General features: G+C 67.5%; 22 protein-coding genes. 21 read left to right on the plus strand and 1 reads right to left on the minus strand.

Annotated features, from left to right (window positions below):
• Positions 1 to 77: 77 nt before the first annotated feature.
• From DM816_RS15385 to nusB, 7 genes are all read left to right on the plus strand, one after another.
• Positions 78 to 2,996, plus strand: coding sequence for an AfsR/SARP family transcriptional regulator (locus tag DM816_RS15385; protein ID WP_162907502.1), 2,919 nt, complete (start codon positions 78 to 80; stop codon positions 2,994 to 2,996).
• Between the two features lie 74 nt (positions 2,997 to 3,070).
• The gene (aroC, locus tag DM816_RS15390) at positions 3,071 to 4,249 is read left to right on the plus strand and encodes a chorismate synthase (protein WP_117210919.1); all 1,179 of its coding nucleotides are present in this window, start codon (positions 3,071 to 3,073) and stop codon (positions 4,247 to 4,249) included.
• Entirely contained in the window at positions 4,246 to 4,770 is a 525-nt protein-coding gene (locus DM816_RS15395; protein WP_117210920.1) for a shikimate kinase, read from the plus strand. The genes aroC and DM816_RS15395 overlap by 4 nt, the downstream gene beginning before the upstream one ends.
• 11 nt (positions 4,771 to 4,781) lie before the next feature.
• Positions 4,782 to 5,822, plus strand: coding sequence for a 3-dehydroquinate synthase (aroB, locus tag DM816_RS15400; protein WP_117210921.1), 1,041 nt, complete (start codon positions 4,782 to 4,784; stop codon positions 5,820 to 5,822).
• Complete coding sequence (aroQ, locus tag DM816_RS15405) at positions 5,803 to 6,234, plus strand: type II 3-dehydroquinate dehydratase (RefSeq protein WP_117210922.1); 432 nt, start codon at positions 5,803 to 5,805, stop codon at positions 6,232 to 6,234. The genes aroB and aroQ overlap by 20 nt, the downstream gene beginning before the upstream one ends.
• 96 nt (positions 6,235 to 6,330) lie before the next feature.
• Positions 6,331 to 6,888 carry an elongation factor P gene (gene efp / locus DM816_RS15410; RefSeq protein ID WP_117210923.1) on the plus strand — a complete coding sequence of 186 codons (558 nt, stop codon included), beginning with the start codon at positions 6,331 to 6,333 and terminating at the stop codon, positions 6,886 to 6,888.
• A gap of 16 nt (positions 6,889 to 6,904) precedes the next feature.
• The gene (nusB, locus tag DM816_RS15415; protein WP_170318822.1) at positions 6,905 to 7,318 is read left to right on the plus strand and encodes a transcription antitermination factor NusB; all 414 of its coding nucleotides are present in this window, start codon (positions 6,905 to 6,907) and stop codon (positions 7,316 to 7,318) included.
• A gap of 251 nt (positions 7,319 to 7,569) precedes the next feature.
• Here the strand turns inward: nusB and bldD are convergent, their stop codons facing one another.
• Positions 7,570 to 8,058, minus strand: coding sequence for a transcriptional regulator BldD (gene bldD, locus DM816_RS15420; protein ID WP_117210925.1), 489 nt, complete (start codon positions 8,056 to 8,058; stop codon positions 7,570 to 7,572).
• A 247-nt stretch (positions 8,059 to 8,305) separates the two neighbouring features.
• Here bldD and pyrR point away from each other — a divergent pair, with 247 nt between their 5' ends.
• From pyrR to DM816_RS15490, 14 genes are all read left to right on the plus strand, one after another.
• Positions 8,306 to 8,845: a bifunctional pyr operon transcriptional regulator/uracil phosphoribosyltransferase PyrR gene (pyrR, locus tag DM816_RS15425; protein ID WP_117210926.1), complete on the plus strand. Its 540-nt coding sequence runs from the start codon at positions 8,306 to 8,308 to the stop codon at positions 8,843 to 8,845.
• Positions 8,846 to 8,906: 61 nt separating this feature from the next.
• Positions 8,907 to 9,806: an aspartate carbamoyltransferase catalytic subunit gene (locus tag DM816_RS15430; protein WP_117210927.1), complete on the plus strand. Its 900-nt coding sequence runs from the start codon at positions 8,907 to 8,909 to the stop codon at positions 9,804 to 9,806.
• Entirely contained in the window at positions 9,773 to 11,008 is a 1,236-nt protein-coding gene (locus DM816_RS15435; RefSeq protein ID WP_117210928.1) for a dihydroorotase, read from the plus strand. Before DM816_RS15430 ends, DM816_RS15435 begins: the two co-directional genes overlap by 34 nt.
• Entirely contained in the window at positions 11,005 to 12,102 is a 1,098-nt protein-coding gene (gene carA, locus DM816_RS15440) for a glutamine-hydrolyzing carbamoyl-phosphate synthase small subunit (RefSeq protein WP_117210929.1), read from the plus strand. Before DM816_RS15435 ends, carA begins: the two co-directional genes overlap by 4 nt.
• Entirely contained in the window at positions 12,095 to 15,409 is a 3,315-nt protein-coding gene (carB, locus tag DM816_RS15445) for a carbamoyl-phosphate synthase large subunit (RefSeq protein ID WP_117210930.1), read from the plus strand. The genes carA and carB overlap by 8 nt, the downstream gene beginning before the upstream one ends.
• A gap of 142 nt (positions 15,410 to 15,551) precedes the next feature.
• Positions 15,552 to 16,505 carry a quinone-dependent dihydroorotate dehydrogenase gene (locus DM816_RS15450; RefSeq protein WP_117210931.1) on the plus strand — a complete coding sequence of 318 codons (954 nt, stop codon included), beginning with the start codon at positions 15,552 to 15,554 and terminating at the stop codon, positions 16,503 to 16,505.
• A 28-nt stretch (positions 16,506 to 16,533) separates the two neighbouring features.
• The gene (locus DM816_RS15455; RefSeq protein WP_117210932.1) at positions 16,534 to 17,739 is read left to right on the plus strand and encodes an adenosylmethionine--8-amino-7-oxononanoate transaminase; all 1,206 of its coding nucleotides are present in this window, start codon (positions 16,534 to 16,536) and stop codon (positions 17,737 to 17,739) included.
• Positions 17,723 to 18,562 (plus strand): orotidine-5'-phosphate decarboxylase, encoded by an 840-nt coding sequence (gene pyrF / locus DM816_RS15460; protein WP_117210933.1) that lies wholly within the window; start codon positions 17,723 to 17,725, stop codon positions 18,560 to 18,562. The genes DM816_RS15455 and pyrF overlap by 17 nt, the downstream gene beginning before the upstream one ends.
• A 124-nt stretch (positions 18,563 to 18,686) precedes the next feature.
• Entirely contained in the window at positions 18,687 to 19,001 is a 315-nt protein-coding gene (mihF, locus tag DM816_RS15465; protein ID WP_117210934.1) for an integration host factor, actinobacterial type, read from the plus strand.
• 89 nt (positions 19,002 to 19,090) lie between these two features.
• A complete protein-coding gene (gene gmk, locus DM816_RS15470; RefSeq protein ID WP_117210935.1) occupies positions 19,091 to 19,681 on the plus strand; it encodes a guanylate kinase in 591 nt (196 codons plus the stop codon).
• A gap of 11 nt (positions 19,682 to 19,692) precedes the next feature.
• Entirely contained in the window at positions 19,693 to 19,956 is a 264-nt protein-coding gene (rpoZ, locus tag DM816_RS15475) for a DNA-directed RNA polymerase subunit omega (protein ID WP_117210936.1), read from the plus strand.
• A 5-nt stretch (positions 19,957 to 19,961) separates the two neighbouring features.
• Entirely contained in the window at positions 19,962 to 21,146 is a 1,185-nt protein-coding gene (coaBC, locus tag DM816_RS15480; protein WP_117210937.1) for a bifunctional phosphopantothenoylcysteine decarboxylase/phosphopantothenate--cysteine ligase CoaBC, read from the plus strand.
• A 107-nt stretch (positions 21,147 to 21,253) separates the two neighbouring features.
• Complete coding sequence (metK, locus tag DM816_RS15485; RefSeq protein ID WP_117210938.1) at positions 21,254 to 22,444, plus strand: methionine adenosyltransferase; 1,191 nt, start codon at positions 21,254 to 21,256, stop codon at positions 22,442 to 22,444.
• A 367-nt stretch (positions 22,445 to 22,811) separates the two neighbouring features.
• Positions 22,812 to 24,003, plus strand: a 1,192-nt coding sequence (locus DM816_RS15490; RefSeq protein ID WP_483964155.1) for a primosomal protein N' family DNA-binding protein, incomplete at its 3' end; no start/stop codon positions are given.

Genomic DNA, 24,003 nt, shown 5'->3' on the forward strand with positions numbered 1-24,003 from the left:
ATACGTGCAGCGACACTAAGGCGTGCCGCTTACACTCGGCTTACGTTGACGGGCCAGGGCATTTCGGGGAGGACTCGTTGACCGCCGGAACGATGGTCACTGATTTTCGTCTGCTTGGACCGCTCGAGGTCTTGCTCAATGGCGAGCAACTCGATGTCGGGCATCGGCGGCAGCGCCTGCTCCTTGGGGTGCTGCTGCTTGAGGCCGGCCGGCCCGTGCGGTTTGACCGATTGATCGACCTCGCGTGGTCCGGCGAGGATCCACCGCGCACCGCCCGCAACGCCCTGCAGGTGGGCGTCTCGAAGCTGCGTGCGACCCTGGGCGAGGCGGCACAGATTGTGACCACCGGCGAGGCATACCGGGTTGACGTGGCGCCGGATTCCGTTGACGTACACCGGTTTCGGACACTCGTCAACCAGGCGCGAGCCTTGAAGGGCAAGCCGGCCATCGACCTGTACCGGCAGGCGATCGCGCTGTGGCGTGGGCCTGTTCTCGCCGGAACCTTCGGCGAGGAGGTCCGTGATCTTCTATGCGGTGGGTTGATGGAGGAACGGCTGCGGGCTGTCGAGGAGCGGGTCGATCACGAGCTGGAGCTCGGTCTGCACGGCCGGGTCATCGGCGAACTGACCGACCTGTTGCACGACCACCCGACCCGCGAGCGCCCAGTGGGCCAGCTGATGGTCGCGCTGTATCGGAGCGGCCGCCAAGCCGACGCACTGGAGGCTTTTCGCAAGACTCGCCGACGCCTCGTCAATGAGCTGGGCATAGAACCGAGCAGGGAGCTCGAACAGTTGCACCGCCGGATTCTCAATAGTGATCCCTCATTGGCCGCGCCCGGCACGGCGGTGTCGGCGCCCGTCCTCAGGCGTTTCCTGCCCCGCGACGTTCCGGATTTCACCGGCCGGGCGCGTGATCTTCGCCGTCTGGACGAAATCGCCCTCGCTTCCTCCGCCACGTCAAAGACGATGGTTATCAGCGCTATTGCCGGTGTCGGTGGGGTGGGCAAGACGGCGCTTGCGGTCCATTGGGCACACGCGGTGGCACAGCGGTTTCCTGACGGACAGCTGTACCTCAACCTGCGGGGCTACGATCCCCGCCATCCTCTGCGATCCGACGAGGCGACCCGGGTGCTCCTCCGCGCGCTCGGCGTACCGGGCGATGAGATTCCGTATGGTGTGGACGAGGCGGCAGATCTCTATCGCTCCACGGTGGCGGATCAGAAGCTGCTCATCCTGCTGGACAACGCGCGCTCCGCCGAACAGGTCAGGCCGCTCCTTCCGGCGAGTCCGGGCTCTCTGGTCCTCGTGACGAGCCGAGACTCGCTGGCCGGCCTGATCGCGCGGGACGGTGCTTCTCGGCTGGTCCTCGACATGATGCCGCCGGAGGAGGCCGTTGCCCTGCTCGCCACGATCCTCGGTGCCGATCGCGTGGCGGCTGAACCCGAAGCCGCGCAGAATCTGGCAAAGCTGTGTGGCTGCCTGCCTCTGGCATTGCGGGTCGCGGCCGCCAACCTCGCCGACCTTCCGGCCACGAGCCTCGCGACATATGTGCGGGAACTCGGTGGGAACGACCGGATCGCCGCGCTGGCGGTGGATGGCGACCCTGAAAGCAGCGTTACGGCCGTCTTCGACCGTTCCTACCGCGCCCTGGCGGCGCCTGTGCAGGAACTCTTCCGGCGGCTTGGCCTTATGCCCGGTGCTGACTTCACGGTCGACGGGGTGAGCGCCATGCTGGATCTGGACCCAGGCACCTGCACGGAGTTGCTCGGTCATCTCGCAGCGGTTCACCTGGTCAACGGGCTACCGGGCGGCCGTTATGCGATGCACGACTTCATCCACGACTACGCTGCACAACTGTGCGAGCGCCTAGATGGGTCGCACGAGCGCCAAAACTCGATCGAGCGCTTGCTCGACTGGTATGTGGCGATGTCGGATCAGGCGACCGGCTACTTTCGCAGATATCAGGTGCCGGTCCTGATCGATTCTTCGCGACGGGGTTCGATCAGACAGTTGACCGACGTCGGCGAGGCGCTGGCCTGGTTGGACGCCGAATACAGCAACCTGGTGGCAGCGATCCGTCTGGCCGCTTCGGTATTTAACCATTCGCATGTCGTCCAATTGGTTCACGTGCTACAGAGCTACTTCCTCAAACGAGGACTGATCCAAGACTGGATCATGCTGCTTGAACTGGCCAAGGCGGCGGCATCGACAATGATCGATGTCTCGGCCGAAGGGTACACACTCTTGGACTTCGGCTGGGCCACCGAGATCGCTGGTGACGTGGAAAATGCGATGAGCCACTTCCGGGAGGCACTGCGCCTCTTCCAAACGGCCGGCGATACCTATGGAGAGGCGAAGAGCGTGCTGAGTCTCGGTGGCCTAAACCGCAAGCTCGGCTTCTTGTCCGAGGCATTCGATCAGCACGGCAGGGCCTTGGAACTGTTCCGCGAGCTCGGCGACATCTCGCGCCAGGTGAACATGCAATCCGCGATCAGCGTTGACCTTTACCTACTGGGCCGGCATGAGGAGGGCTTGTCGCATGCGCATCTGGCGCTTGAGCAGGCAGAGCGGATTGGTGCGATGGCAGACGCCAGGGGTATACGAGTGAATCTTGGGCGGATGTATGCCGAGCTTGATCGGCATGCGGAGGCGATCGAACACACGGAGGCCGCGCTCGCGCTGTATCGCGAGGCGGGCGGCGGCGCGGGAGAGGCGATGGCGTTGACGAACCTTTGCTACAGCCTCTCTCGGCTCGGCCGGCATGACGAAGCTATCAAGCTGGGGCTCGAGGCGGTCGAAATGGCGAACCGCCTGTCCTTCCTGGAGTTCGAGACACCCGCGCTCAATGCGCTCGCGGAGGCGCACTTGCTGGCGGGCGACCGCGATGCCGCGCTGCGGCGGCACCACGAAGCACTGGAGATTGCCGGCAGAACAGGCGATGCGGAGGAGAAGGCGCGTGCGGAGAAGGGGATCGCGCTCGCGTCAGGGTTGGCCTAGGCGTTCGGCCACATAGTTGCGTACGCGGGCGGCTGGCGGAGGCCGGTCCGGGGCGGCGTGGCAGACTGATCAGCGTGTTGCGGTGGTTGACGGCGGGTGAGTCGCATGGGCCGGCATTGGTGGCGGTCCTCGACGGTGTGCCCGCCGGTGTCGAGGTGACGTCGGCGGAGATCGGGCGCGAGCTGGCCCGGCGGCGCCTGGGCTATGGGCGCGGCGCGCGGATGAGCTTCGAGCAGGACGTCGTGACCATTATCGGAGGGGTGCGCCACGGGCTCACGCTGGGCAGCCCGGTCGCGATCCAGGTGGGCAACTCCGAGTGGCCCAAGTGGGAGACCGTCATGGCGGCCGACCCGGTGGACCCGGAGTTGCTCGCGGCCCAGGCGCGCAACGCCCCGCTGACCCGGCCCCGCCCCGGGCACGCCGATCTGGCGGGCATGCAGAAATACGGGCACACGGACGCCCGCCCGATCCTTGAGCGCGCCAGCGCACGCGAGACCGCGGCCCGGGTGGCCGTGGGGACCGTGGCGAAGGCGCTGTTGAGGCAGGCGCTCGGGATAGAGATCGTGTCGCACGTGGTGGAGCTGGGGCCGGTGGCCGTGAAGCCCGGACTGGTGGCGACGCCGGCGGACGCGGAGCGCATCGACGCCGATCCGCTGCGCTGCCTCGATCCGGAGGCCAGCAAGGCGATGGTGGCCGAGGTCGACGCGGCCAAGAAGGACGCCGACACGCTGGGCGGGATCGTGGAGGTGCTGGCCTACGGGGTGCCGCCGGGCCTGGGCAGCCACACCCAGTGGGACCGCAAGCTGGACGCCCGCATCGCGACCGCGCTCATGTCGATCCAGGCGATCAAGGGGGTCGAGATCGGCGACGCGTTCACCCAGGCGCGTTCCCGCGGTTCGGTCGCCCACGACGAGATCGTGCCGACCGCGACCGGGGTCAAGCGCATCACCGACCGCGCGGGCGGGCTGGAGGGCGGCATCACCAGCGGCGAGCCGCTGCGCGTGCGCGCGGCCATGAAGCCCATCTCGTCGCTCAATCGTGCACTGTCCACTGTGGACGTCACGACCGGCGAGGTGGCCACGGCCATCAACCAGCGTTCGGACGTGTGCGCGGTGCCGGCCGCGGCGGTCGTCGCCGAGTCGATGCTGGCGCTCGCGCTGGCCGAGGCCGCGACGGAGAAGTTCGGCGGTGACTCGGTTGCCGAGATCGTGCGCAACCTCAAGGGGTACCGGGAAAATCTGGTTATTCAATGAAACCGAAGGCTGTGATTGTCGGGCCGCCGGGCTCGGGCAAGACGACGATCGGGACGCTGCTCGCGCAGCGCTGGGGGATGTCCTTTCGCGACACCGACTCCGACATCGTCGAGGCGGCGGGCAAGCCCATCCCCGACATTTTCGTGGACGAGGGCGAGGAGCATTTCCGGACGCTGGAGCGCTACGCGGTGGCGAATGCACTGTCCGAACACGACGGTGTGCTGGCGCTGGGCGGCGGGGCGATCCTGGCCGAGGAGACGCGCATCCTGCTCAAGGGCCACACCGTGGTGTATCTGACGGTCGAACTGGGCGAGGCCGTCAGCCGGGTCGGGCTCGACCAGGGCCGCCCGCTGCTGGCCGTCAACCCGCGCGCGACGCTGCGCTATCTGATGGAGCAGCGACGCCCGCTGTATGAAGAGGTCGCCACGTTCGTGGTCGAGACCTCCGGCCGCACGCCCGACGAAGTGACCGCGGAGATAGACCGACTCGTGGTCCGCGCCGACTCCAGCGACGTTGGATAGGCTCTTGTCCGATGGAGACGATCACGCGCATTCAGGTCGGCGGCGACCAGCCCTATGAGGTGGTCATGGGGGACCACGTCACGTTCGCGTTGCCGGGCTTTCTCAAGGGCGCGGCCAAGGCCGCGGTGATCTTCACCGACTCGGTGTCGCATGACGCCTCGCACGCCGTGCACGAGCTGATCGATGTGGGTATCGAGGCCACGCCGATCGAGGTGCCGGACGCCGAGGCGGGCAAGACGCTGGAGGTGGCCGGCCGGTGCTGGGATGTGCTGGGCGCGGCCGGGTTCACCCGCTCCGACGCGATCGTGGGCGTCGGTGGGGGAGCGCTGACCGACCTGGCCGGGTTCGTGGCGGCGACGTGGCTGCGGGGCGTCCGGTGGGTGCCGATCGCCACGAGCATCAACGGCATGGTGGACGCCGCCATCGGGGGCAAGACCGCCATCAACATCGCGGCCGGCAAAAACCTGGTTGGCGCGTTCCACCCGCCCGCGGGCGTGCTGTGCGAGCTGAGCGCGCTGCGCTCGCTGCCACAGGCACAGCTCAACGCGGGGCTCGCCGAGGTGGTCAAGTGCGGGTTCATCGCCGACCCGGCGATTCTCGGGCTCATCGGCAAGCCCGACGCGCTGCCCGAGCTGATCGAGCGCTCGATCCGGGTCAAGGCCGACGTGGTGTCGCAGGACCTGCGCGAGTCGGGGCTGCGGGAGATCCTGAACTACGGGCACACGCTGGCGCACGCCATCGAAAAGGTCGAAGACTATCGGTGGTCGCACGGGCACGCGGTGAGCGTGGGCCTGGTCTACGCGGCGATTCTCGGGCGGCTCACCGGGCGGCCCGACTTCGTGGAGCAGACACGGTCGCTGCTCGCCTCGCTGGGCCTGCCGACCACCTATGACGGGCCGTGGGAGAAGCTGCGCGCTGCCATGGCGGTGGACAAGAAGGCGCGCGGGTCGTCGCTGCGGTTCGTGCTGCTGGACGACATGGCCCACCCGGTGACCGTGACCATCGAGGATGAGGGACTGCTGGCGAAGGCTTATGAAGACCTACGTGCTTAACGGCGTCAATTTAGGCCGATTGGGTACCAGACAAACCGACGTCTATGGGTTGACCTCCTATGCGACGTTGGCCGCCTCGTGCGTGCAGTGGGGCAAGGAGGTCGGGCTGGACGTGGAGTGCCGGCAGACCGACGCCGAGCACGAGCTGGTCCAGTGGCTGCATCAGGCCGCCGATGAGCACGCGCCGGTCGTGCTCAACCCGGGAGCCTGGTCACACTACTCCTACGCGATCCGCGACGCGTGTGCCATCCTCACTGCGCCGCTGGTCGAGGTGCACCTGTCCAACATCCACGCCCGGGAGGAGTTCCGGCACCACTCGGTGGTGTCGGCCGTAGCCACGGGCGTCATCTGCGGCCTCGGTGTCGACGGTTACAGGCTCGCGCTGTCGCACATTGCCATCCGGCTAAACTAACCCGGAGCTTTGCCCTCATTGCCGGCCCACCTGAAGGTGGTCACCCGTAACGACGCGAAGCCCGGTCTGTCCTTTGACTATCAGGAGCTAGTAACAGTGGCCACCACTAACGACCTCAAAAACGGCATGGTACTTAACCTCGACAACGAGCTGTGGTCGGTGGTGGAGTTCCAGCATGTGAAGCCAGGCAAGGGCCCGGCGTTCGTCCGGACCAAGCTCAAGCACGTGCTCTCCGGCAAGGTGGTCGACAAGACGTTCAACGCCGGCACCAAGGTGGAGACGGCGACCGTCGACAAGCGCAACATGCAATACCTTTACAAGGACGGCACGGACTACGTGTTCATGGACATGGACACCTACGATCAGATCCACCTGAGCACCGAGACGGTGGGCGACAACGCCAACTACATGCTGGAGAACACCGAGGCGATCGTGGCCATGCACGAGGGGGTCCCGCTCTACGTGGAGCTTCCGGCCAGCCTGGTGTTCGAGGTCACCTACACCGAGCCGGGCCTGCAGGGCGACCGTTCCACGGGCGGCAACAAGCCCGCGACCATCGAGACGGGCGCGACCGTGCAGGTGCCGCTGTTCATCACCACCGGTGAGAAGATCAAGGTGGACACCCGCGACGGCCGGTACCTCGGTCGTGGCTGAGGGCCAGAAGACCAACATGTCCGCGCGCCGCAGGGCGCGCAAGCGGGCGTTGGACGTGCTTTACGAGGCCGACCTGCGTGACCTTCCGCTGCCCCAGGTGCTCGACGCCTACGTCGGGCGCCTGGAGTCGCCGCGGCCGGAGCATCTGCCCTACGCCGTCTCGCTGGTGAAGGGCGTCGACACGCACCTCAAGCGCATCGACGAGACCATCTCGACGTATGCCGAGGGGTGGACGCTCGACCGCATGCCGGTGGTCGATCGCAACCTGGCACGGATCGCCGTGTACGAGCTGTTCTTCGTGGACGAGATCGACGATCCGGTGGCCATCACCGAGGCGGTGGAGCTGGCCAAGGAGCTGTCGACGGACGATTCACCGCGCTTCCTCAACGGGCTGCTCGGCCGGATCGCCGATTACGCCCCGCGCCACTAGGTCACTGCAGCCGCAGCTCGACGCCGTGAGAAACAAGCCCTAGCCGGACGGTTCCACGTCGTCCGGCAGATCGAAGACGATGATGCCCGTGACCTGGTTGCCCGGATTGTTGCCGGTCACCCAGGCGGGCCGTCGGAGCCACGAGCCCCCGATCTCGCGACCTTGATCCAGCTTATGCGGGCCGGGGGAATTCCCGCGCCGGAACAGGGGAGATCGGGGCGGCTCGGTGGTGAAGGGTCTTTCGAAGGGTCTTACTGGGCGAAGAAGGAGCGCGGGTCGGCCACGAGGACGCCGTGGTCGGCCAGACGCTCGATGAGCTCGCTCGGCGTGCAGTCGTAGAACACGGCCAGCGCCTGCAGGTCGACCGCTCGGATGGACAGCACCCGGCCGTTGTAGTCGCCGCGCTGCTGCTGGATCGCGCGCGCGAACCGGGCGACGGAGGCCAGGTCTTCCGCGGCGCCGTCGTAGAGCTTCTCCAGATCCAGGACGATCTTGCTGGTCGGCTCGTGCCGCGGGGCGGGACCATCGGGGAGGAGCTCGCTCACCGGTACCCGGTAGAAGTCGGCGAGTTCGGCCAGGCGCGACACCGTCACCGCACGGTCGCCCCGCTCGTAGGACCCGACGACGACGGCTTTCCACCGGCCGTTGGACTTCTCCTCGACGCCCTGCAGGGACAGGTTCTGCTGTTGGCGGATGGAGCGCAGCCTCGCGCCTAACGACTTGGCGTAATCAGATGGCATCTTCTTCCACTCCCGGGGCAGCTGTGGTCACTACGCAGCGTGACGACCGTAACGGCGATACCTACACGCGGTCAAGGGGCAATTGGCCCGAACGTGCCGCAACGGATGGCTGATCGGCCAGGTGTTACGGTTGGCGTGCTGAAACTTCGCGTCGGACTACCGGGCCGACCTGTTGGTGGACCGGCTGTGAGCGCGAAGCTCCGGTTTCCTTTAAGAGCCGTCCCGTGAGGCGGAGAAGGAGTCTGCTTTGCCGTACTCAAAGATCGTTTTGACGGACGCCGACGTCCAGCGCGTAGTAGACCGGATCGCTCATCAGATCCTGGAGAAGACCCACGGCGCGCAGGATGTGGTCCTGCTCGGGATAGCGACGCGGGGCGTGCCGCTGTCACGCCGACTGGCCGAGCGCATCCGGACCTTTGAAAACCTTTCACTCCCAGTGGGTACCCTCGACATCACGCTTTATCGCGATGACCTGCGCCAAAAGGCCGTGCGGGCGGTCGGCCGCACCGAGGAACCCGCCGGGGGGATCGACCAGCGCCGGGTCGTTTTGGTGGACGATGTCCTGTTCAGCGGGCGCACGATCCGAGCCGCGCTGGATGCGCTGAGCGACCTGGGCCGGCCTTCGGCCGTGCAGCTCGCGGTCCTCGTGGATCGCGGGCACCGGCAGCTGCCGATCCGCGCCGATTATGTGGGCAAGAACATACCGACGGCCCTGTCCGAGCAGGTCAAGGTGCGCCTCGCCGAGATCGACGGTGTAGACGAGGTCAGGCTGGAGAGTGCAGCGTGAGCGGGGGCTTGCCCGAGGGAATCGACAGGCACGCGCCGCGGAGCGAAGCGGAGGGACGCCATTGAAGCATCTGTTGAGTGCGGGCGATCTCGATGCGCCCGCCGCCACCGAAATCCTCGACATCGCGGCCGAGATGGCGGCCGTGTCCGGGCGCGAGATCAAGAAACTGCCGACGCTGCGTGGCCGTACCGTGGTCAATCTTTTCTATGAGGATTCGACCCGGACGCGCATCTCGTTCGAGGCCGCGGCAAAGCGGTTGTCCGCTGACGTGATCAACTTTTCGGCCAAGGGGTCGAGTGTGGCCAAGGGCGAAAGCCTGAAGGACACGGCCTGGACGCTGCAGGCCATGGGCGCGGACGCGGTGGTGATCCGGCACCCGGCCTCGGGCGCGCCGCATCGCCTCGCCAACTGGGTGGCGGGCAGCGTGCTCAATGCGGGCGACGGCACGCACGAGCACCCGACCCAGGCGCTGCTGGACGCATACACGATCCGTGCGCGGATGGGCCGCATCGATGGGCTGCACGTGGCGATCGTGGGCGATGTGCTGCACAGCCGGGTCGCGCGTTCCAATTGCCTGCTGCTGCGCACGCTCGGCGCCAAAGTGACCCTTGTCGGGCCGCCGACGCTCGTGCCGGTCGAGCTGGGTGAGGTCTCATATGACTTCGACGAGGTGCTCAAGGACGCCGACGTCGTGATGATGCTGCGCGTGCAGCGCGAGCGCATGAACGACTCCTATTTCCCCACCGAGCGCGAATACTCGCGACGCTACGGACTGGACGGTGCGCGGCTGCGCCGCATGCCCGGCCACGCCATCGTCATGCACCCGGGCCCGATGAACCGGGGCATGGAGATCACACCGGAGGTGGCCGACTCGCCGCGCTCCACCATCGTTGAGCAGGTAACCAATGGGGTGAGCGTGCGCATGGCATGTCTCTACCTCCTCCTGGGAGGGAAGTCGTGAAGATCTACATCCGGGACGGCGTGCTCGTGTCCAAGGAAGACGCGGCGCAAACGATCGACACGGAAGGGCTCGTGGCCCTTCCCGGGTTGGTCGATCTGCACACGCATCTGCGCGAGCCCGGACGCGAGGATGCGGAGACCGTGCTGACCGGTTCGCGGGCCGCGGCGCTCGGGGGCTACACGGCGGTGTGCGCGATGGCCAACACGTCGCCCGTTGCCGACACGGCCGGTGTGGTCGAGCAGGTGTACCGCCTGGGTCAAGAGGCCGGACTGGTGGACGTGCAGCCGATCGGTGCCGTGACCGCGGGCCTGCGCGGCGAGCGGCTGGCCGAGCTGGGCGCGATGGCCGACTCGGCCGCGCGCGTGCGCATCTTCTCCGACGACGGGCACTGCGTGTACGACCCGCGCCTGATGCGCCGAGCGCTCGAATATGTGAAGGCGTTCGACGGGGTGATCGCCCAGCACGCCGAGGAGCCGCGCCTGACCGAGGGCGCGCAGATGCACGAGGGAGACGTCTCACAAAAGCTGGGCCTCACCGGCTGGCCGGCGGTCGCCGAGGAGTCCATCATCGCGCGTGACGTGCTGCTCGCGGCTCATGTTGGCGCACGTTTGCACGTGTGCCACGTGTCGACCGCCGGAAGCGTGGAGATCATCCGGCAGGCCAAACAGCGCGGGATCCGCGTGACGGCCGAGGTCACGCCGCACCACCTGCTGCTCACACACGAGCGCGCGGGCTCATACGACCCCGTGTACAAGGTGAACCCTCCACTTCGGACCACGCGCGATGTCGAGGCGCTGCGCGAGGGCCTGCGCGACGGGACCATCGACATCGTCGCCACCGACCACGCGCCGCATGCCATGGAGGACAAGGAGTGCGAGTGGGCCTACGCCCGGCCGGGCATGCTGGGCCTGGAGACCGCGCTGTCGATCGTGCTCGACGTGTTCGGTGAGGACTGGGAGCTCATCAAGGACCGCATGTCGCTCGCGCCCGCCCGCATCGCCGGGCTCACCGCGGGGCTGGAGGTGGGCAAGCCCGCCAGCTTCACGCTCGTCGACCCGAGCGCCCGCTGGTCGGTCACGCCGAGCGAGCTGGCCAGTCTCAGCAACAACACGCCGTACGCCGGGATGACCCTGCCGGGCCGGGTGGTGCACACCTACCTGCGCGGCGTCCCGACCGTGCTCGACGGGAAGGTACAGAAGTGAGCGAGGCAATCCTGGTCTTGGAGGACGGGCGCACGTTCCACGGCGAGGCGTTCGGCGCGATCGGGGAGACGTTCGGCGAGGCCGTGTTCACCACCGCGATGACGGGCTATCAGGAGACGCTGACCGACCCGTCGTACCACCGCCAGGTGGTCGTGCAGACCGCGCCGCACATCGGCAACACGGGCGTCAACGAAGACGACGACGAGTCCGACCGGATTTGGGTTTCCGGTTATGTGGTACGCGATCCGGCCCGCATGGCGTCCAATTGGCGCGCGACGGATTCGCTTGAGCTGCGACTCAAGCGCGAGGGCATCGTCGGCATCGCGGGCGTGGACACCCGCGCGCTGACCCGCCATCTGCGCGAGCGTGGCGCCATGCGGGTGGGGGTGTCCAGTGTGGACTCGGACCCGTTCGCGTTGCTTGCGCGGGTGCGCGAACAGCCGGAAATGGTGGGCGCCGACCTGTCTGCGGAGGTGACCACGCCCCAGCCGTATGTGGTGCAGGCTCAGGGCGAGCACAGGCTGACCGTCGCCGCGCTGGACCTGGGCATCAAGCGCAATGTGCCGCGCAGGCTCGCCAAGCGCGGCATCACGACGCACGTGATGCCCGCACACTCCACAATGGACGATCTGCTCGCGGTCAAGCCGGACGCCGTGTTCTTCTCGCCCGGCCCCGGCGACCCGGCCACCGCCGACCACCCGATGCACCTGGCTCAGGAGGTCATGCGCCGCCGCATCCCGCTGTTCGGCATCTGCTTCGGCAGCCAGATCCTGGGGCGCGCGTTGGGATTTGGCACCTACAAGCTGGGCTACGGCCATCGGGGCATCAACCAGCCCGTGATGGACCAGATCACCCGCAAGGTCGAGGTGACCTCCCACAACCACGGCTTCGCGGTGGACGCGCCCGCGACGTCGGAGGGCGAGTTCGGGCGCGTTGAAGTGAGTCACGTGTGCCTGAACGACAACGTGGTCGAAGGCTTGCGGTGTTTGGACGTGCCCGCGTTCACCGTGCAATACCACCCGGAGGCGGCAGCGGGGCCGCACGACGCCGACTACCTGTTCGACAGATTTACGGAGTTGATCGAACGTGCCTAAGCGGGAAGATCTGAAGCACGTGCTGGTGATCGGGTCGGGGCCGATCGTCATCGGGCAGGCATGCGAGTTCGACTACTCCGGCACACAGGCGTGCCGCGTGCTGCTCAGCGAGGGCCTGCGGGTGTCGCTGGTCAACTCCAACCCGGCGACCATCATGACCGACCCGGAGTTCGCCAACTCCACCTACGTCGAGCCGATCACGCCCGAGTTCGTGGAGAAGGTGATCGCGGCGGAGCGGCCGGACGCGCTGCTGCCCACCCTGGGCGGCCAGACCGCGCTCAACACGGCCGTCGCGCTGTGGGAGAACGGCGTACTGGATAAATATGGGGTTGAGCTGATCGGCGCCAACATCGACGCGATCCGGCGCGGCGAGGACCGGCAGATGTTCAAGGACATCGTCGCGAAGGCCGGGGGTGAGACGCCGCGCAGCCGGGTCTGCAAGTCGCTGGCCGAGGTGCACGAGGCGGTGGCCGAGCTGGGCCTGCCGGTGGTGATCCGGCCGAGCTTCACCATGGGCGGGCTCGGGTCGGGCATGGCGCACACGCCGTCGCAATTGGACATCATCGCCGGGGCAGGGCTGAGCGAATCGCCCGTGCACGAGGTGCTCATCGAGGAGAGCGTGCTCGGCTGGAAGGAATACGAGCTGGAGCTGATGCGCGACAAGCACGACAACGTCGTGGTCATCTGCTCCATCGAAAACGTCGACCCGATGGGTGTGCACACCGGAGACTCGGTGACGGTCGCGCCCGCGATGACCCTTACCGACCGCGAATACCAGGCCATGCGCGACCTCGGCATCGCCGTGCTGCGCGAGGTCGGCGTCGACACGGGCGGGTGCAACATCCAGTTCGCGATCCATCCGGGCACCGGGCGGCTGGTCGTCATCGAGATGAATCCGCGGGTGTCGCGGTCGTCGGCGTTGGCGAGCAAGGCAACGGGTTTCCCGATCGCGAAGATCGCGGCGAAGCTCGCCATCGGGTACACCCTCGATGAAATTCCCAATGACATCACCCTGAAGACGCCGGCGGCGTTCGAGCCGGCACTCGACTACGTCGTGGTGAAGATTCCGCGGTTCGCCTTTGAGAAGTTCCCGGGCGCGGATGCGGAGCTGACGACGACGATGAAGTCGGTCGGCGAGGCGATGAGTTTGGGGCGCAACTTCTCCGAGGCGCTCAACAAGGCCATGCGCTCGATGGAGACCAAGCTCGCGGGCTTCTGGACGGGGCCATATCCGGACGGCGAGCTGGGCGTCCCGCACGACGGCCGGCTCTACACGGTCGAGGCGGCGCTCCGAAGTGGACGATCCGTTGCGGACGTGGCGCGGGAGTCCGGAATGGACCCGTGGTTCGTGGATCAGGTCCAGGGGCTGGTCGACCTGCGTGAGGAAATCGTGGACGCCCCGGTGCTGGACCTTCCCCTGCTGCGCAAGGCCAAGCGCGCGGGCCTGTCGGATCGGCAGCTGGCCGCGTTGCGGCCGGAGTTCGCGGGTGAGGACGGAGTGCGCTCGCTGCGGCACCGGCTGGGCCTGCGCCCGGTCTACAAGACGGTCGACACGTGCGCGGCCGAGTTCTCGGCCCAAACGCCTTACCACTATTCGAGTTACGACGAGGAGACCGAGGTCGTGCCCTCCGCCTCGCCCAAGGTGGTCATCCTCGGGTCGGGTCCGAACCGGATCGGGCAGGGCATCGAGTTCGACTACTCCTGCGTGCACGCGGTCATGGCGCTGCGCGAGGCCGGATACGAGACCGTGATGGTCAACTGCAACCCGGAGACGGTCTCGACCGACTACGACACCGCGGACCGGCTCTACTTCGAGCCGCTCACCTTTGAAGACGTTTTCGAGGTGTACCACGCCGAGCACACATCCGGGCTGGCCGCGGGCGGGCCGGGCGTGGTGGGCGTCATCGTGCAGCTGGGTGGGCAGACCCCGCTCGGGTTGGCGCAGCGGCTCAAGGACGCCGGTGTGCCGATCGTCGGTACCAGTCCGGAATCGATCCACCTCGCGGAGGAACGCGGCGCCTTCGGCAGGCTGCTGCACGACGCGGGGCTGCGCGCTCCGGCGCACGGCACGGCGACGTCGTTCGAGGAGGCCAAGCGGATCGCCGACGAGGTCGGCTACCCGGTGCTGGTCCGACCGTCCTATGTGCTCGGTGGGCGGGGCATGGAGATCGTGTACGACGACCCCACCCTGCGCTCGTATATCGGCCGGGCCACGGAAATCTCGCCGTCGCATCCGGTGCTCGTGGACAAGTTCTTGGACGATGCCATCGAAATCGACGTGGATGCCCTGTGCGACGCGACCGGCGAGGTGTACATGGGCGGCGTCATGGAGCACATCGAGGAGGCGGGCATCCACAGTGGAGACTCCGCCTGCGCGCTGCCGCCGATAACCCTTGGCAGCACCCACCTTTCACTGGTGCGCGATTACACGGAGGCAATCGCCCGGGGTGTGGGGGTGCAGGGCTTGCTCAACGTGCAGTACGCGTTGAAGGACGACGCGCTGTACGTACTGGAGGCCAATCCACGGGCGTCGCGGACAGTGCCCTTTGTCTCCAAGGCCACGGCCGTACCGCTGGCCAAGGCAGCGGCACGGATCGCTTTGGGCGCAACGATCGCCCAACTCCGCCAGGAGGGAATGCTGTTGTCCAATGGCGACGGTGGCACCGTGCCCGAGGGCGCGCCGGTCGCGGTCAAGGAGGCGGTGTTGCCGTTCAAGCGGTTCCGTGGGGTGGACACGTTGCTGTCGCCGGAGATGAAGTCCACCGGCGAGGTGATGGGCATCGACACGAGCTTCGGCTACGCGTTCGCCAAGTCGCAGAGCGCCGCCTACGGTTCGCTGCCCACGAGCGGCAAGATCTTCGTGTCGGTGGCCAACCGGGACAAGCGCGGGATGATCTTCCCGATCAAGCGGCTGGCGGATCTCGGGTTCGAGATCGTTGCCACGGCCGGGACCGGTGAGGTGCTGCGGCGGCACGGGATCCCGTGCGAGATCGTGGGCAAGCACTACGAACGGCCCGACGGGCGGGACGCGGTCTCGCTGATCAAGTCGGGTGCGGTACAGATGGTCATCAATACACCGCAGGGATCGGGCGCGGCGGCGCGCTCGGACGGGTACGAGATCCGCAGCGCCGCGGTCGGGGCCGACATCCCTTGCTGCACCACGGTTCCCGGGGCCGCAGCCGCGGTGATGGGCATCGAGGCGCTGATCCGTGGCGACATGACGGTCCGCCCACTGCAGCACCTACACGCCGCCCTCCGCCCTGAGCTCGCTTCCGCTGACCGCAGGCCTTCGGCCTCTTCCGCTTGATCATGAACTTGAGCACATGTTCGGCGGCGTGTCGTCGCATAAACTTCATGATCAACCCGATGGTGGCGATCATGGAGTTGGCGTCACGACACGCCGTCGAGAATGGATGTAAGTTCATGATCGACGTGAAGGGGCGGATGGGGTGAGGGTGTTTGAGCGGGTTGTGCGGCCCGTGCTGTTCCGGCGGGATGCGGAGGAGGCGCACGAGTGGACACTGCGGCAGCTGTCGCGCCTGCCCCTGCCGAAGCGTCTTTATGCGGTGAGAAACCCCGTCCGGGTGTTTGGCATCGACTTCCCCAATCCGGTGGGGCTGGCGGCCGGCATGGACAAGAACGGCATCGCGCTGCGCGCGTGGCCCGCGCTCGGCTTCGGGTTCGTGGAGGTCGGCACGGTCACCTGGCACGCGCAGGCAGGCAACGAGCGGCCGCGCATGTTCCGGTTTCCGGAGCGGGAGGCCATCGTCAACCGGATGGGCTTCAACAACCAGGGCGCTTCCATGCTGGCGCAACGGCTTGCGGGCTTTCGAAGCGAGATCCCGCTGGGCATCTCGCTGGGCAAGTCGAAGGTGACACCCTTGGATCGGGCTGTCGAGGACTACCGCGCCTCGTTTGAAGTGCTGCGCGAGCACGGTGACTATTTCGCGGTCAACGTGAGCTCGCCGAACACGCCCGGTTTGCGGTCCCTTCAGGACAAATCCTTTTTGGACGGTATCCTGGCCGCGCTCACCGGCCAGGGCAAGCCCATCCTCGTGAAGATCGCGCCCGATCTGACCGACAGCGCGATCGGCGACGTGCTCGCGGTATGCGCCGACCGCGGGGTCGCGGGCGTCATCGCGACCAACACCACGATCGCCCACGACGGCCCGACCGGCGGGCTGTCCGGGGCACCGCTCACCAAGCGGGCCCTGGAGGTGGTCACGTTCGTGCGCAAGGAATCCGACGTGCCGATCATCGGAGTAGGCGGGATCATGACGCCGGACGACGCGATGCGCATGTTCGACGCGGGCGCGAGCCTGATCCAGCTGTACACCGGTTTCGTGTACCACGGCCCGGACCTGGTGAGGAGGTGCGCTCGTGGATTTGCTGGAGCTGGATAGGCGTCACGTCTGGCATCCGTACGGCCCGATGCCCGGACGCATGACGCCGCTCGTGGTCGAGTCGGCCAGCGGTGTGCGGCTGCGTCTCGATGACGGGCGTGAGCTCGTGGACGGCATGTCCAGTTGGTGGGCGGCGATCCATGGCTATCGCGTGCCCTTCATTGACGCGGCGATCGTCGAGCAACTGGGAAAGATGAGCCACGTCATGTTCGGTGGGCTTACGCATGAACCCGCCGTGCGCCTGGCCAAGACGCTCGTCGACATCACGCCGGCCGGACTGGAGCACGTGTTCCTCGCCGATTCGGGGTCGGTCAGCGTCGAGGTGGCCATCAAGATGTGCCTGCAGTACTGGCGGTCCATCGGGCAGCCCGCCAAACGCCGGCTCGCCACTTGGCGGGGCGGATACCACGGTGACACGTTCCACCCGATGAGCGTGTGCGATCCCAAGGGCGGCATGCACAGCCTGTGGGGCGAGGTGTTGCCGCGGCAGTTGTTCGTGGGGATGCCGCCGGCGTCGTTCGAGCAGTCCTATGTGGACGAGCTGGACCGCGCGTTCGAGGCGCACGCCGCCGAGCTGGCGGCGGTGATCGTCGAGCCGGTGGTGCAGGGCGCGGGCGGGATGCGCTTCCACCACCCCGGCTATCTGCGGGTGCTGCGCGAGCTGTGCGACCGGCACGGGATCCTGCTCGTATTCGACGAGATCGCGACCGGGTTCGGCCGGACCGGTGAGCTGTTCGCGGCCGACCACGCGGGCGTCACGCCCGACGTGATGTGCGTTGGCAAGGCGCTCACGGGCGGTTACCTGACGCTGGGCGCCGCACTGTGCACGGCCGAGGTGGCGCGCGGCATATCTACCGGAGAAGTTCCGGTACTCGCGCACGGCCCCACGTTCATGGGCAACCCGTTGGCGTGCGCCGTCGCCAGCGCCTCCACCGAGCTGCTGCTCTCGTCGGGCTGGAAGTCCAATGTGGAGCGCATCGCGTCGCTTCTCACCACGGGGCTGGCCCCGGCGATCGGTGCGCCGGGGGTCAAGGATGTGCGGGTCATGGGCGCGATCGGCGTGATACAGCTCTCACAGGAGGTCGACATGGCGCACGTCACTGCGCGGGCCGTCGCGAACGGAGTATGGCTCCGCCCATTTCGGGACCTTATCTACGCAATGCCACCTTATATCTGTACAGACGACGAAATTTCTTTGATTAGTAAGGCGATGTGTGATGCAGCCGTTCGGTAACCGCCTGCTTGACTCGATGCGATCCCGGGGGCAGTTGTGCGTCGGGATTGATCCGCACGCACAGCTTTTGGCCGCCTGGGGCCTGCCGGACACGGTCGACGGCCTCGCGGATTTTTGCCAAATCGTTGTCGACGCAATCGGCGATCAGGTGGCTGTCTTCAAGCCGCAGTCCGCATTCTTTGAGCGATTCGGGTCTCGTGGAACCCAAATTCTTGAGTCAACTATCCGACAGTTGCGGGAGGCCGGATCGATAGTTTTGCTTGACGTGAAGCGAGGCGACATCGGTTCGACGATGTCGGGCTACGCGGACGCGTATCTCAACCCATCCAGTCCCGTCTATGTCGATGCGATCACCGCGACTCCTTACCTGGGGGTAGGTTCGCTCGCGCCCGCATTCGACTTGGCGCATAAGTACGGCGGCGGGGTTTTCGTCGTGACGCTGACGTCCAACAAGGAGGGACCGTCGGTGCAGCACGCCCGTCTGGCCGATGGGCGGACCGTCGCGCAGTCGATCATTGACGAGATTTCCCAGCTCAACGCGGGTTCCGAGGGCCTTGGGAGGATCGGTCTGGTGGTCGGCGCGACGATCGGGGAGACCGGTCATGATCTGTCCGGAGTGGGCGGTCCGATCTTGGTGCCCGGTCTCGGCGCGCAGGGCGGGCGTCCGTCCGATCTGTTAAAGATCTTCCCCGGAGACCGTTCGGCACTGGTTCCGTCGTACTCCCGGGAGGTACTCGGCGCCGGTCCTAATTTGCAATCGTTGCGCACCGCTACATTCAGGCTTATCGATGAGTTGAGATCAACGCTTGGTCCGCATGAGTGACCTAGGACACTTTGCTCATGTTTCGTAACGATGTCGTACGGCGTTGCCGAATCGGTCATTGACCGCTAGGTTTCCGGTCTGCCAGCGATAACGCTGGTGAAGACCGTAGGACTGAGGAGAACTGGTGCCGCTCCCGACACTGACCCCTGAGCAGCGCGCAGCTGCGCTCGAGAAGGCCGCGGAGGTCCGCAAGGCTCGCGCTGAGCTCAAGGAGCAGCTCAAGCAGGGCAAGACCACCCTGGCCAAGGTTCTGGATCGTGCCGAGTCGGACGACGTCGTCGGCAAGCTCAAGGTCTCGGCCGTGCTGCAGGCCCTCCCGGGCATCGGCAAGATCCGCGCCACCCAGATCATGGAGAAGTTGAAGATCGCTGACAGCCGTCGCCTGCGTGGCCTCGGCGACCAGCAGCGCAAGGCGCTCCTGGCCGAGTTCAGCAACTGACTGGCAAGCGCGACTAGGGCCATGCCTTCTCCGTTGGGAAAGGCATGGCCCCTTACATGTCCGTATTCTTCATCGGGTAGAAATTGAACATGGATCTCGCGTCACGACCCCGTTTGACCGTCCTCTCGGGCCCGTCCGGGGTCGGCAAGGACGCGGTGATCGAGGTGATCCGCAAGCAGGCGCCCTGGGTGTGGATCTCGGTGTCCATCACGACCCGGCGCAAGCGCGATTACGAGATCGAAGGCGAGCACTACCACTTCGCCACCCGCAAAGAGTTCGAGCGCTACGTCCACGAGGGCACGCTGCTGGAGTGGGCCGAGTTCGCGGGCAACCTCTACGGCACGCCGCGCGGGCCGGTCGAGGCGCGCATCGCCACCGGCATCCCCACGCTGCTGAAGATCGACCTGCAGGGCGCCCGTCAGGTGCGCGAGGCCATGCCCCAGGCGCAACTGGTGTTCCTCGCCCCGCCCAGCCGGGAGGAGCTGCACCGGCGGCTCGTGGGCCGGGGCACGGAGGATCCCGAGACCCTGCGCCGCCGCCTGGCGCACGCCGACGAGGAGCTCGCGGCCGAGAAGGAGTTCGACGTGACAGTCGTCAACGACTACCTCGAACGCGCTGCTGACGAGTTGGTAGGATTGCTCGGTTCACCAGTCTTGGCCGCCGCGCGGCACCACTTGTAGAGGACTTACCTGTGTCTGGAACAGTCGCGAACCCCGAGGGCATCACCAACCCGCCCATCGACGAGCTGCTCGAAAAGACCACGTCGAAGTACGCGCTGGTGATCTTCGCCGCCAAGCGGGCGCGGCAGGTCAACGCCTACTACAGCCAGCTCGGTGAGGGCCTGCTCGAATACGTCGGGCCGCTGGTCGAGACCACGCCGCAGGAGAAGGCGCTGTCCATCGCGATGCGCGAGATCAACGGCGGCCTGCTGACCTCCGAGCCGACCGAGGGCTGACCCGTTTGAGCAGCGTCGTGCTCGGCGTCAGCGGGGGGATCGCGGCATACAAGGCTTGCGAGCTGCTGCGCCTGTTGACCGAGTCGGGCCACTCGGTGCGGGTCATCCCCACCGAGGCCGCGTTGCGGTTCGTCGGCGCTCCCACCTGGGAGGCGCTGTCCCACCAACCCGTTGCCACGTCGGTGTTCTCCGACGTGCATGAGGTCGCCCACGTCCGGATCGGACAGTCGGCCGACCTGGTGATGGTGGTGCCCGCGACGGCCGATCTACTCGCCCGTGCCGCGCATGGGCAGGCCGATGACCTGCTGACGAGCACGCTGCTGACCGCCCGTTGCCCCATCGTGTACGCCCCGGCGATGCACACGGAGATGTGGGAGCACCCGGCGACGGCCGAAAACGTCGCGACCCTGCGGCGCCGGGGCAGCCTGGTGATCGAGCCCGATGTGGGCCGGCTCACCGGGGCCGACACGGGCAAGGGCCGCCTGCCCTCGCCCGAGTCGCTGTTCGAGATCGCCCAACACGTGCTCGCCGGGGTGAAGCAGGACATGGCCGGCCGGCGGGTGGTCGTGACCGCGGGAGGCACGCGTGAGCCGCTCGATCCCGTGCGCTTCCTGGGCAACCGCTCGTCGGGCAAGCAGGGCTACGCGTTCGCCCGCACGGCCGTGGCGCGGGGCGCGCAGGTCGTGCTGATCGCGGCCAACGTCGACCTGCCGGTGCCCGCCGGGGTCGAGCTGATCCGCGTCGAGACCACGGCCGAGCTGCGCGACGCCACGATCGAGGCGTTCAAGGGCGCAGAAGTGGTGATCATGGCCGCCGCACCGGCCGACTTCCGGCCCGCGTCCGTGGCCGAGCAGAAGATCAAGAAGCGGGCGGACGGCACGGCTCCCACCATCGAGCTGACCGTCAACCCCGACATCGCGGCCGAGCTGGGTGCCTCGAAGCAGGCGGGGCAGGTGCTGGTCGCCTTCGCCGCCGAGACGCACGACGCGCTGGCGCACGCGCGGGAGAAGCTGGCGCGCAAGCGGGCCGATCTGATCGTCGTCAACGACGTCGGGACGGGCCGGGTCTTCGGATCGGACGGCAACGAAGCGACAATCATCGACGCCGACGGCACCATGCGGGAACTTCCGCGCCAATCGAAGGACGCCCTGGCACATGCCGTCTGGGATAGGGTTGTCGCACGTCTTTGATGTGACCTCGGTCCCGCTCTGTGGCACACGGGGGGTGCTTCCACGGCTGCTCGAAGACGTACGACTAAACTGCGCTGAGCGTTGAAAAGGCCAACTTAGGAGATCGCGTGGCACACCGTTTGTTCACCTCGGAGTCGGTGACGGAGGGTCACCCAGACAAGATTGCCGACCAGATCAGCGACGGCATCCTGGACGCCCTGCTGACGCAGGACCCCAAGAGCCGGGTGGCGGTCGAGACCTTGATTACCACCGGTCAGGTTCATGTCGCCGGTGAGGTGACCACGCAGGCCTACGCCGACATCCCGTCGATTGTCCGCGAGACGATCCTGGGCATCGGCTACGACTCGTCGCGGAAGGGCTTCGACGGAGCCTCCTGCGGCGTGAGCGTCTCCATCGGTTCGCAGTCGCCCGACATCGCGCAGGGCGTCGACTCCGCCATCGAGCAGCGCTCCGGCGAGGCCGGCGACTCGCTCGACACGCAGGGCGCCGGCGACCAGGGCATGATGTTCGGCTTCGCCTGCTCCGAGACGCCCGAGCTGATGCCGCTGCCGATCGCGCTGGCCCACCGGCTGGCCCGGCGCCTGACCGCCGCCCGCAAGGACGGCGTGATCCCCTACCTGCGGCCCGACGGCAAGACCCAGGTCACCATCGAATACGACGGGCTGCGCCCGGTGCGCCTGCACACCGTCGTCGTCTCGTCGCAGCACGCGCCCGACATCTCGCTTGAGTCGCTGCTCACCCCCGACATCCGCGAGCACGTCATCGCGCCCGAGATCGAGGGTCTCGGCCTGGACACCGAGGGTTATCGGCTGCTGGTCAACCCGACCGGCCGCTTCGAGATCGGCGGCCCCATGGGCGACGCCGGCCTCACCGGCCGCAAAATCATCGTGGACACCTACGGTGGCTACGCCCGCCACGGCGGCGGCGCCTTCTCCGGCAAAGACCCGTCCAAGGTGGACCGTTCGGCCGCCTACGCGATGCGCTGGGTCGCCAAAAACGTCGTGGCCGCCGGCCTTGCCGAGCGCTGCGAGGCCCAGGTGGCTTACGCCATCGGCAAGGCCCACCCGGTGAGCCTCTACGTGGAGACGTTCGGCACCGAGGCCGTGCCGGTCGAGCGGATCGAAAAGGCCATCCACGAGGTCTTCGACCTGCGCCCGGCCGCCATCATCCGCGACCTTGACCTGCTGCGCCCGATCTACCAGCAGACCGCCGCCTACGGCCACTTCGGCCGCGAGCTGCCCGACCTGACCTGGGAGCGGACGGACCGGGTGGCCGACCTGAAGGCCGCCGCGAGCTGATTCCGCGGACCCATTTGCCCTCTGACTGCGTTGCTCGCCGGGTTGTGTGCCAACCCCGCACACGGCCCCGGCGTGCGCCTTGCCAGAGAACAAATGGCCCTCGCGGAATCCCGCGGACGCTTTTCGCCCTTTGGCTGCGTTGCTCGCCGGGTTGTGTGCCAACCCCGCACACGGCCCCGGCGTGCGCCTTGCCAGAGAACAAATGGCCCTCGCGGAATCTTTGCCACTTCCCTGCCGCGCGTGGTTGCCACGCGCGGCAGTGGCATTTGTGGCGCCGGCGTCGCGCGGATAAGTGGATGTCGGACCATGCTGCGAGAATGCGGCGGTGACCAAGAAGGCGCGACGCGAACGGGAGCCGGCGGAGGGGCTGCCGGTCGCGCGTGTTTGCGTCGACGTGCCGCTGCCGCATCTGGACCGGCTTTTTGATTATTTGGTACCGGTTGAGTTCGACACCGACGCGCAGGCCGGCACTCGGGTGCGGGTGCGGTTCGCGGGTCAGCTGGTCGACGGCTGGCTGATCGAGCGGGTGGCGGAGTCGGCGCACGGCGGCAGGCTCGCCTGGCTGGAAAAGGTGGTGTCGCCGGAGCCGGTGCTGCGTCCCGAGATCGCCGCGCTGGCGCGCCAGATCGCCGATCGTTACGCGGGCGGGTTGGCCGACGTGCTGCGCCTTGCCGTTCCACCCAGGCAGGCGACGGTCGAAAAGCAGCTGCGCCTCGTGCCGCCGCCACCGTCGACTGTGGAGCGCCCGGCGCGCGCGGGGTGGGGACGCTATCCGGCGGGTGAGGCGTTCCTGGCCGGGCTGGAGCAGGGCCGGGGGCCGCGCGCGGTGTGGTCGGCGATGCCCGGTGAGGACTGGCCGGCCCGGCTCGCGGAGGCGATCGGTTCGACCCTCCACAGTGGACGTGGGGCCGTGGCCGTGGTCGCCGACGCGCGTGATCTGCGTCGGCTCGATGACGCGCTGACCGCCCTGATCGGCAAGGACATGCACGTCGCGCTCGCTGCGGCGCTGGGGCCCGCCGAGCGGTACCGGCGGTTTTTGCGCGCCAGCCGGGGCGAGGCGCGTGCTGTGATCGGCATGCGGGCGGCGGCGTTCGCGCCCGTGGGCGAGCTCGGGCTGGTGGCGATCTGGGACGACGGCGACGACCTGCACGCCGAGCCGCGTGCGCCATACCCGCACGCGCGCCAGGTGCTGCTGACCCGGGCCCAGGTGACCGGCGCGGGCGCACTGGTGGGCGGGTTCGTGCGGACGGCCGAGGCGCAGCAACTGCTCGCGACCGGCTGGGCCAAGGAGATCGTCGCGCCGCGCGAAACACTGCGCCGGGTCGCGCCCAACGTGCAGCCGGCCGATGACAAGCAACTGGCCCGCGATCCGGCTGCGGCGTCGGCCCGGTTGCCGAGCCTTGCCTGGCAGGCGGCGCGCGAGTCGCTGGCGGCCGGGCATCCCGTGCTGATCCAGGTGCCGCGTCGGGGCTACGTGCCCGCGGTGTCCTGTCAGGACTGTCGCGAGCGGGCGCGCTGCCCGCACTGTGCGGGGCCGCTCGCGCTCGGCGGAGCCGGTG

This window comes from Allorhizocola rhizosphaerae, from assembly GCF_003426775.1.
Taxonomy (GTDB): domain Bacteria; phylum Actinomycetota; class Actinomycetes; order Mycobacteriales; family Micromonosporaceae; genus Allorhizocola; species Allorhizocola rhizosphaerae.

Bases quoted from the DNA above. Each gene is read 5' to 3' on its own strand.
- nusB (WP_170318822.1), top strand. From the start codon at position 6,905: ATGTCCGCGCGCCGCAGGGCGCGCAAGCGGGCGTTGGACGTGCTTTAC.
- DM816_RS15435 (WP_117210928.1), top strand. From the start codon at position 9,773: ATGTCTCTACCTCCTCCTGGGAGGGAAGTCGTGAAGATCTACATCCGG.
- pyrF (WP_117210933.1), top strand. From the start codon at position 17,723: ATGCAGCCGTTCGGTAACCGCCTGCTTGACTCGATGCGATCCCGGGGG.
- aroQ (WP_117210922.1), top strand. From the start codon at position 5,803: ATGAAGACCTACGTGCTTAACGGCGTCAATTTAGGCCGATTGGGTACC.
- aroB (WP_117210921.1), top strand. From the start codon at position 4,782: ATGGAGACGATCACGCGCATTCAGGTCGGCGGCGACCAGCCCTATGAG.
- DM816_RS15395 (WP_117210920.1), top strand. From the start codon at position 4,246: ATGAAACCGAAGGCTGTGATTGTCGGGCCGCCGGGCTCGGGCAAGACG.
- gmk (WP_117210935.1), top strand. From the start codon at position 19,091: ATGGATCTCGCGTCACGACCCCGTTTGACCGTCCTCTCGGGCCCGTCC.
- DM816_RS15455 (WP_117210932.1), top strand. From the start codon at position 16,534: ATGCCCGGACGCATGACGCCGCTCGTGGTCGAGTCGGCCAGCGGTGTG.
- bldD (WP_117210925.1), bottom strand. From the start codon at position 8,058: ATGCCATCTGATTACGCCAAGTCGTTAGGCGCGAGGCTGCGCTCCATC.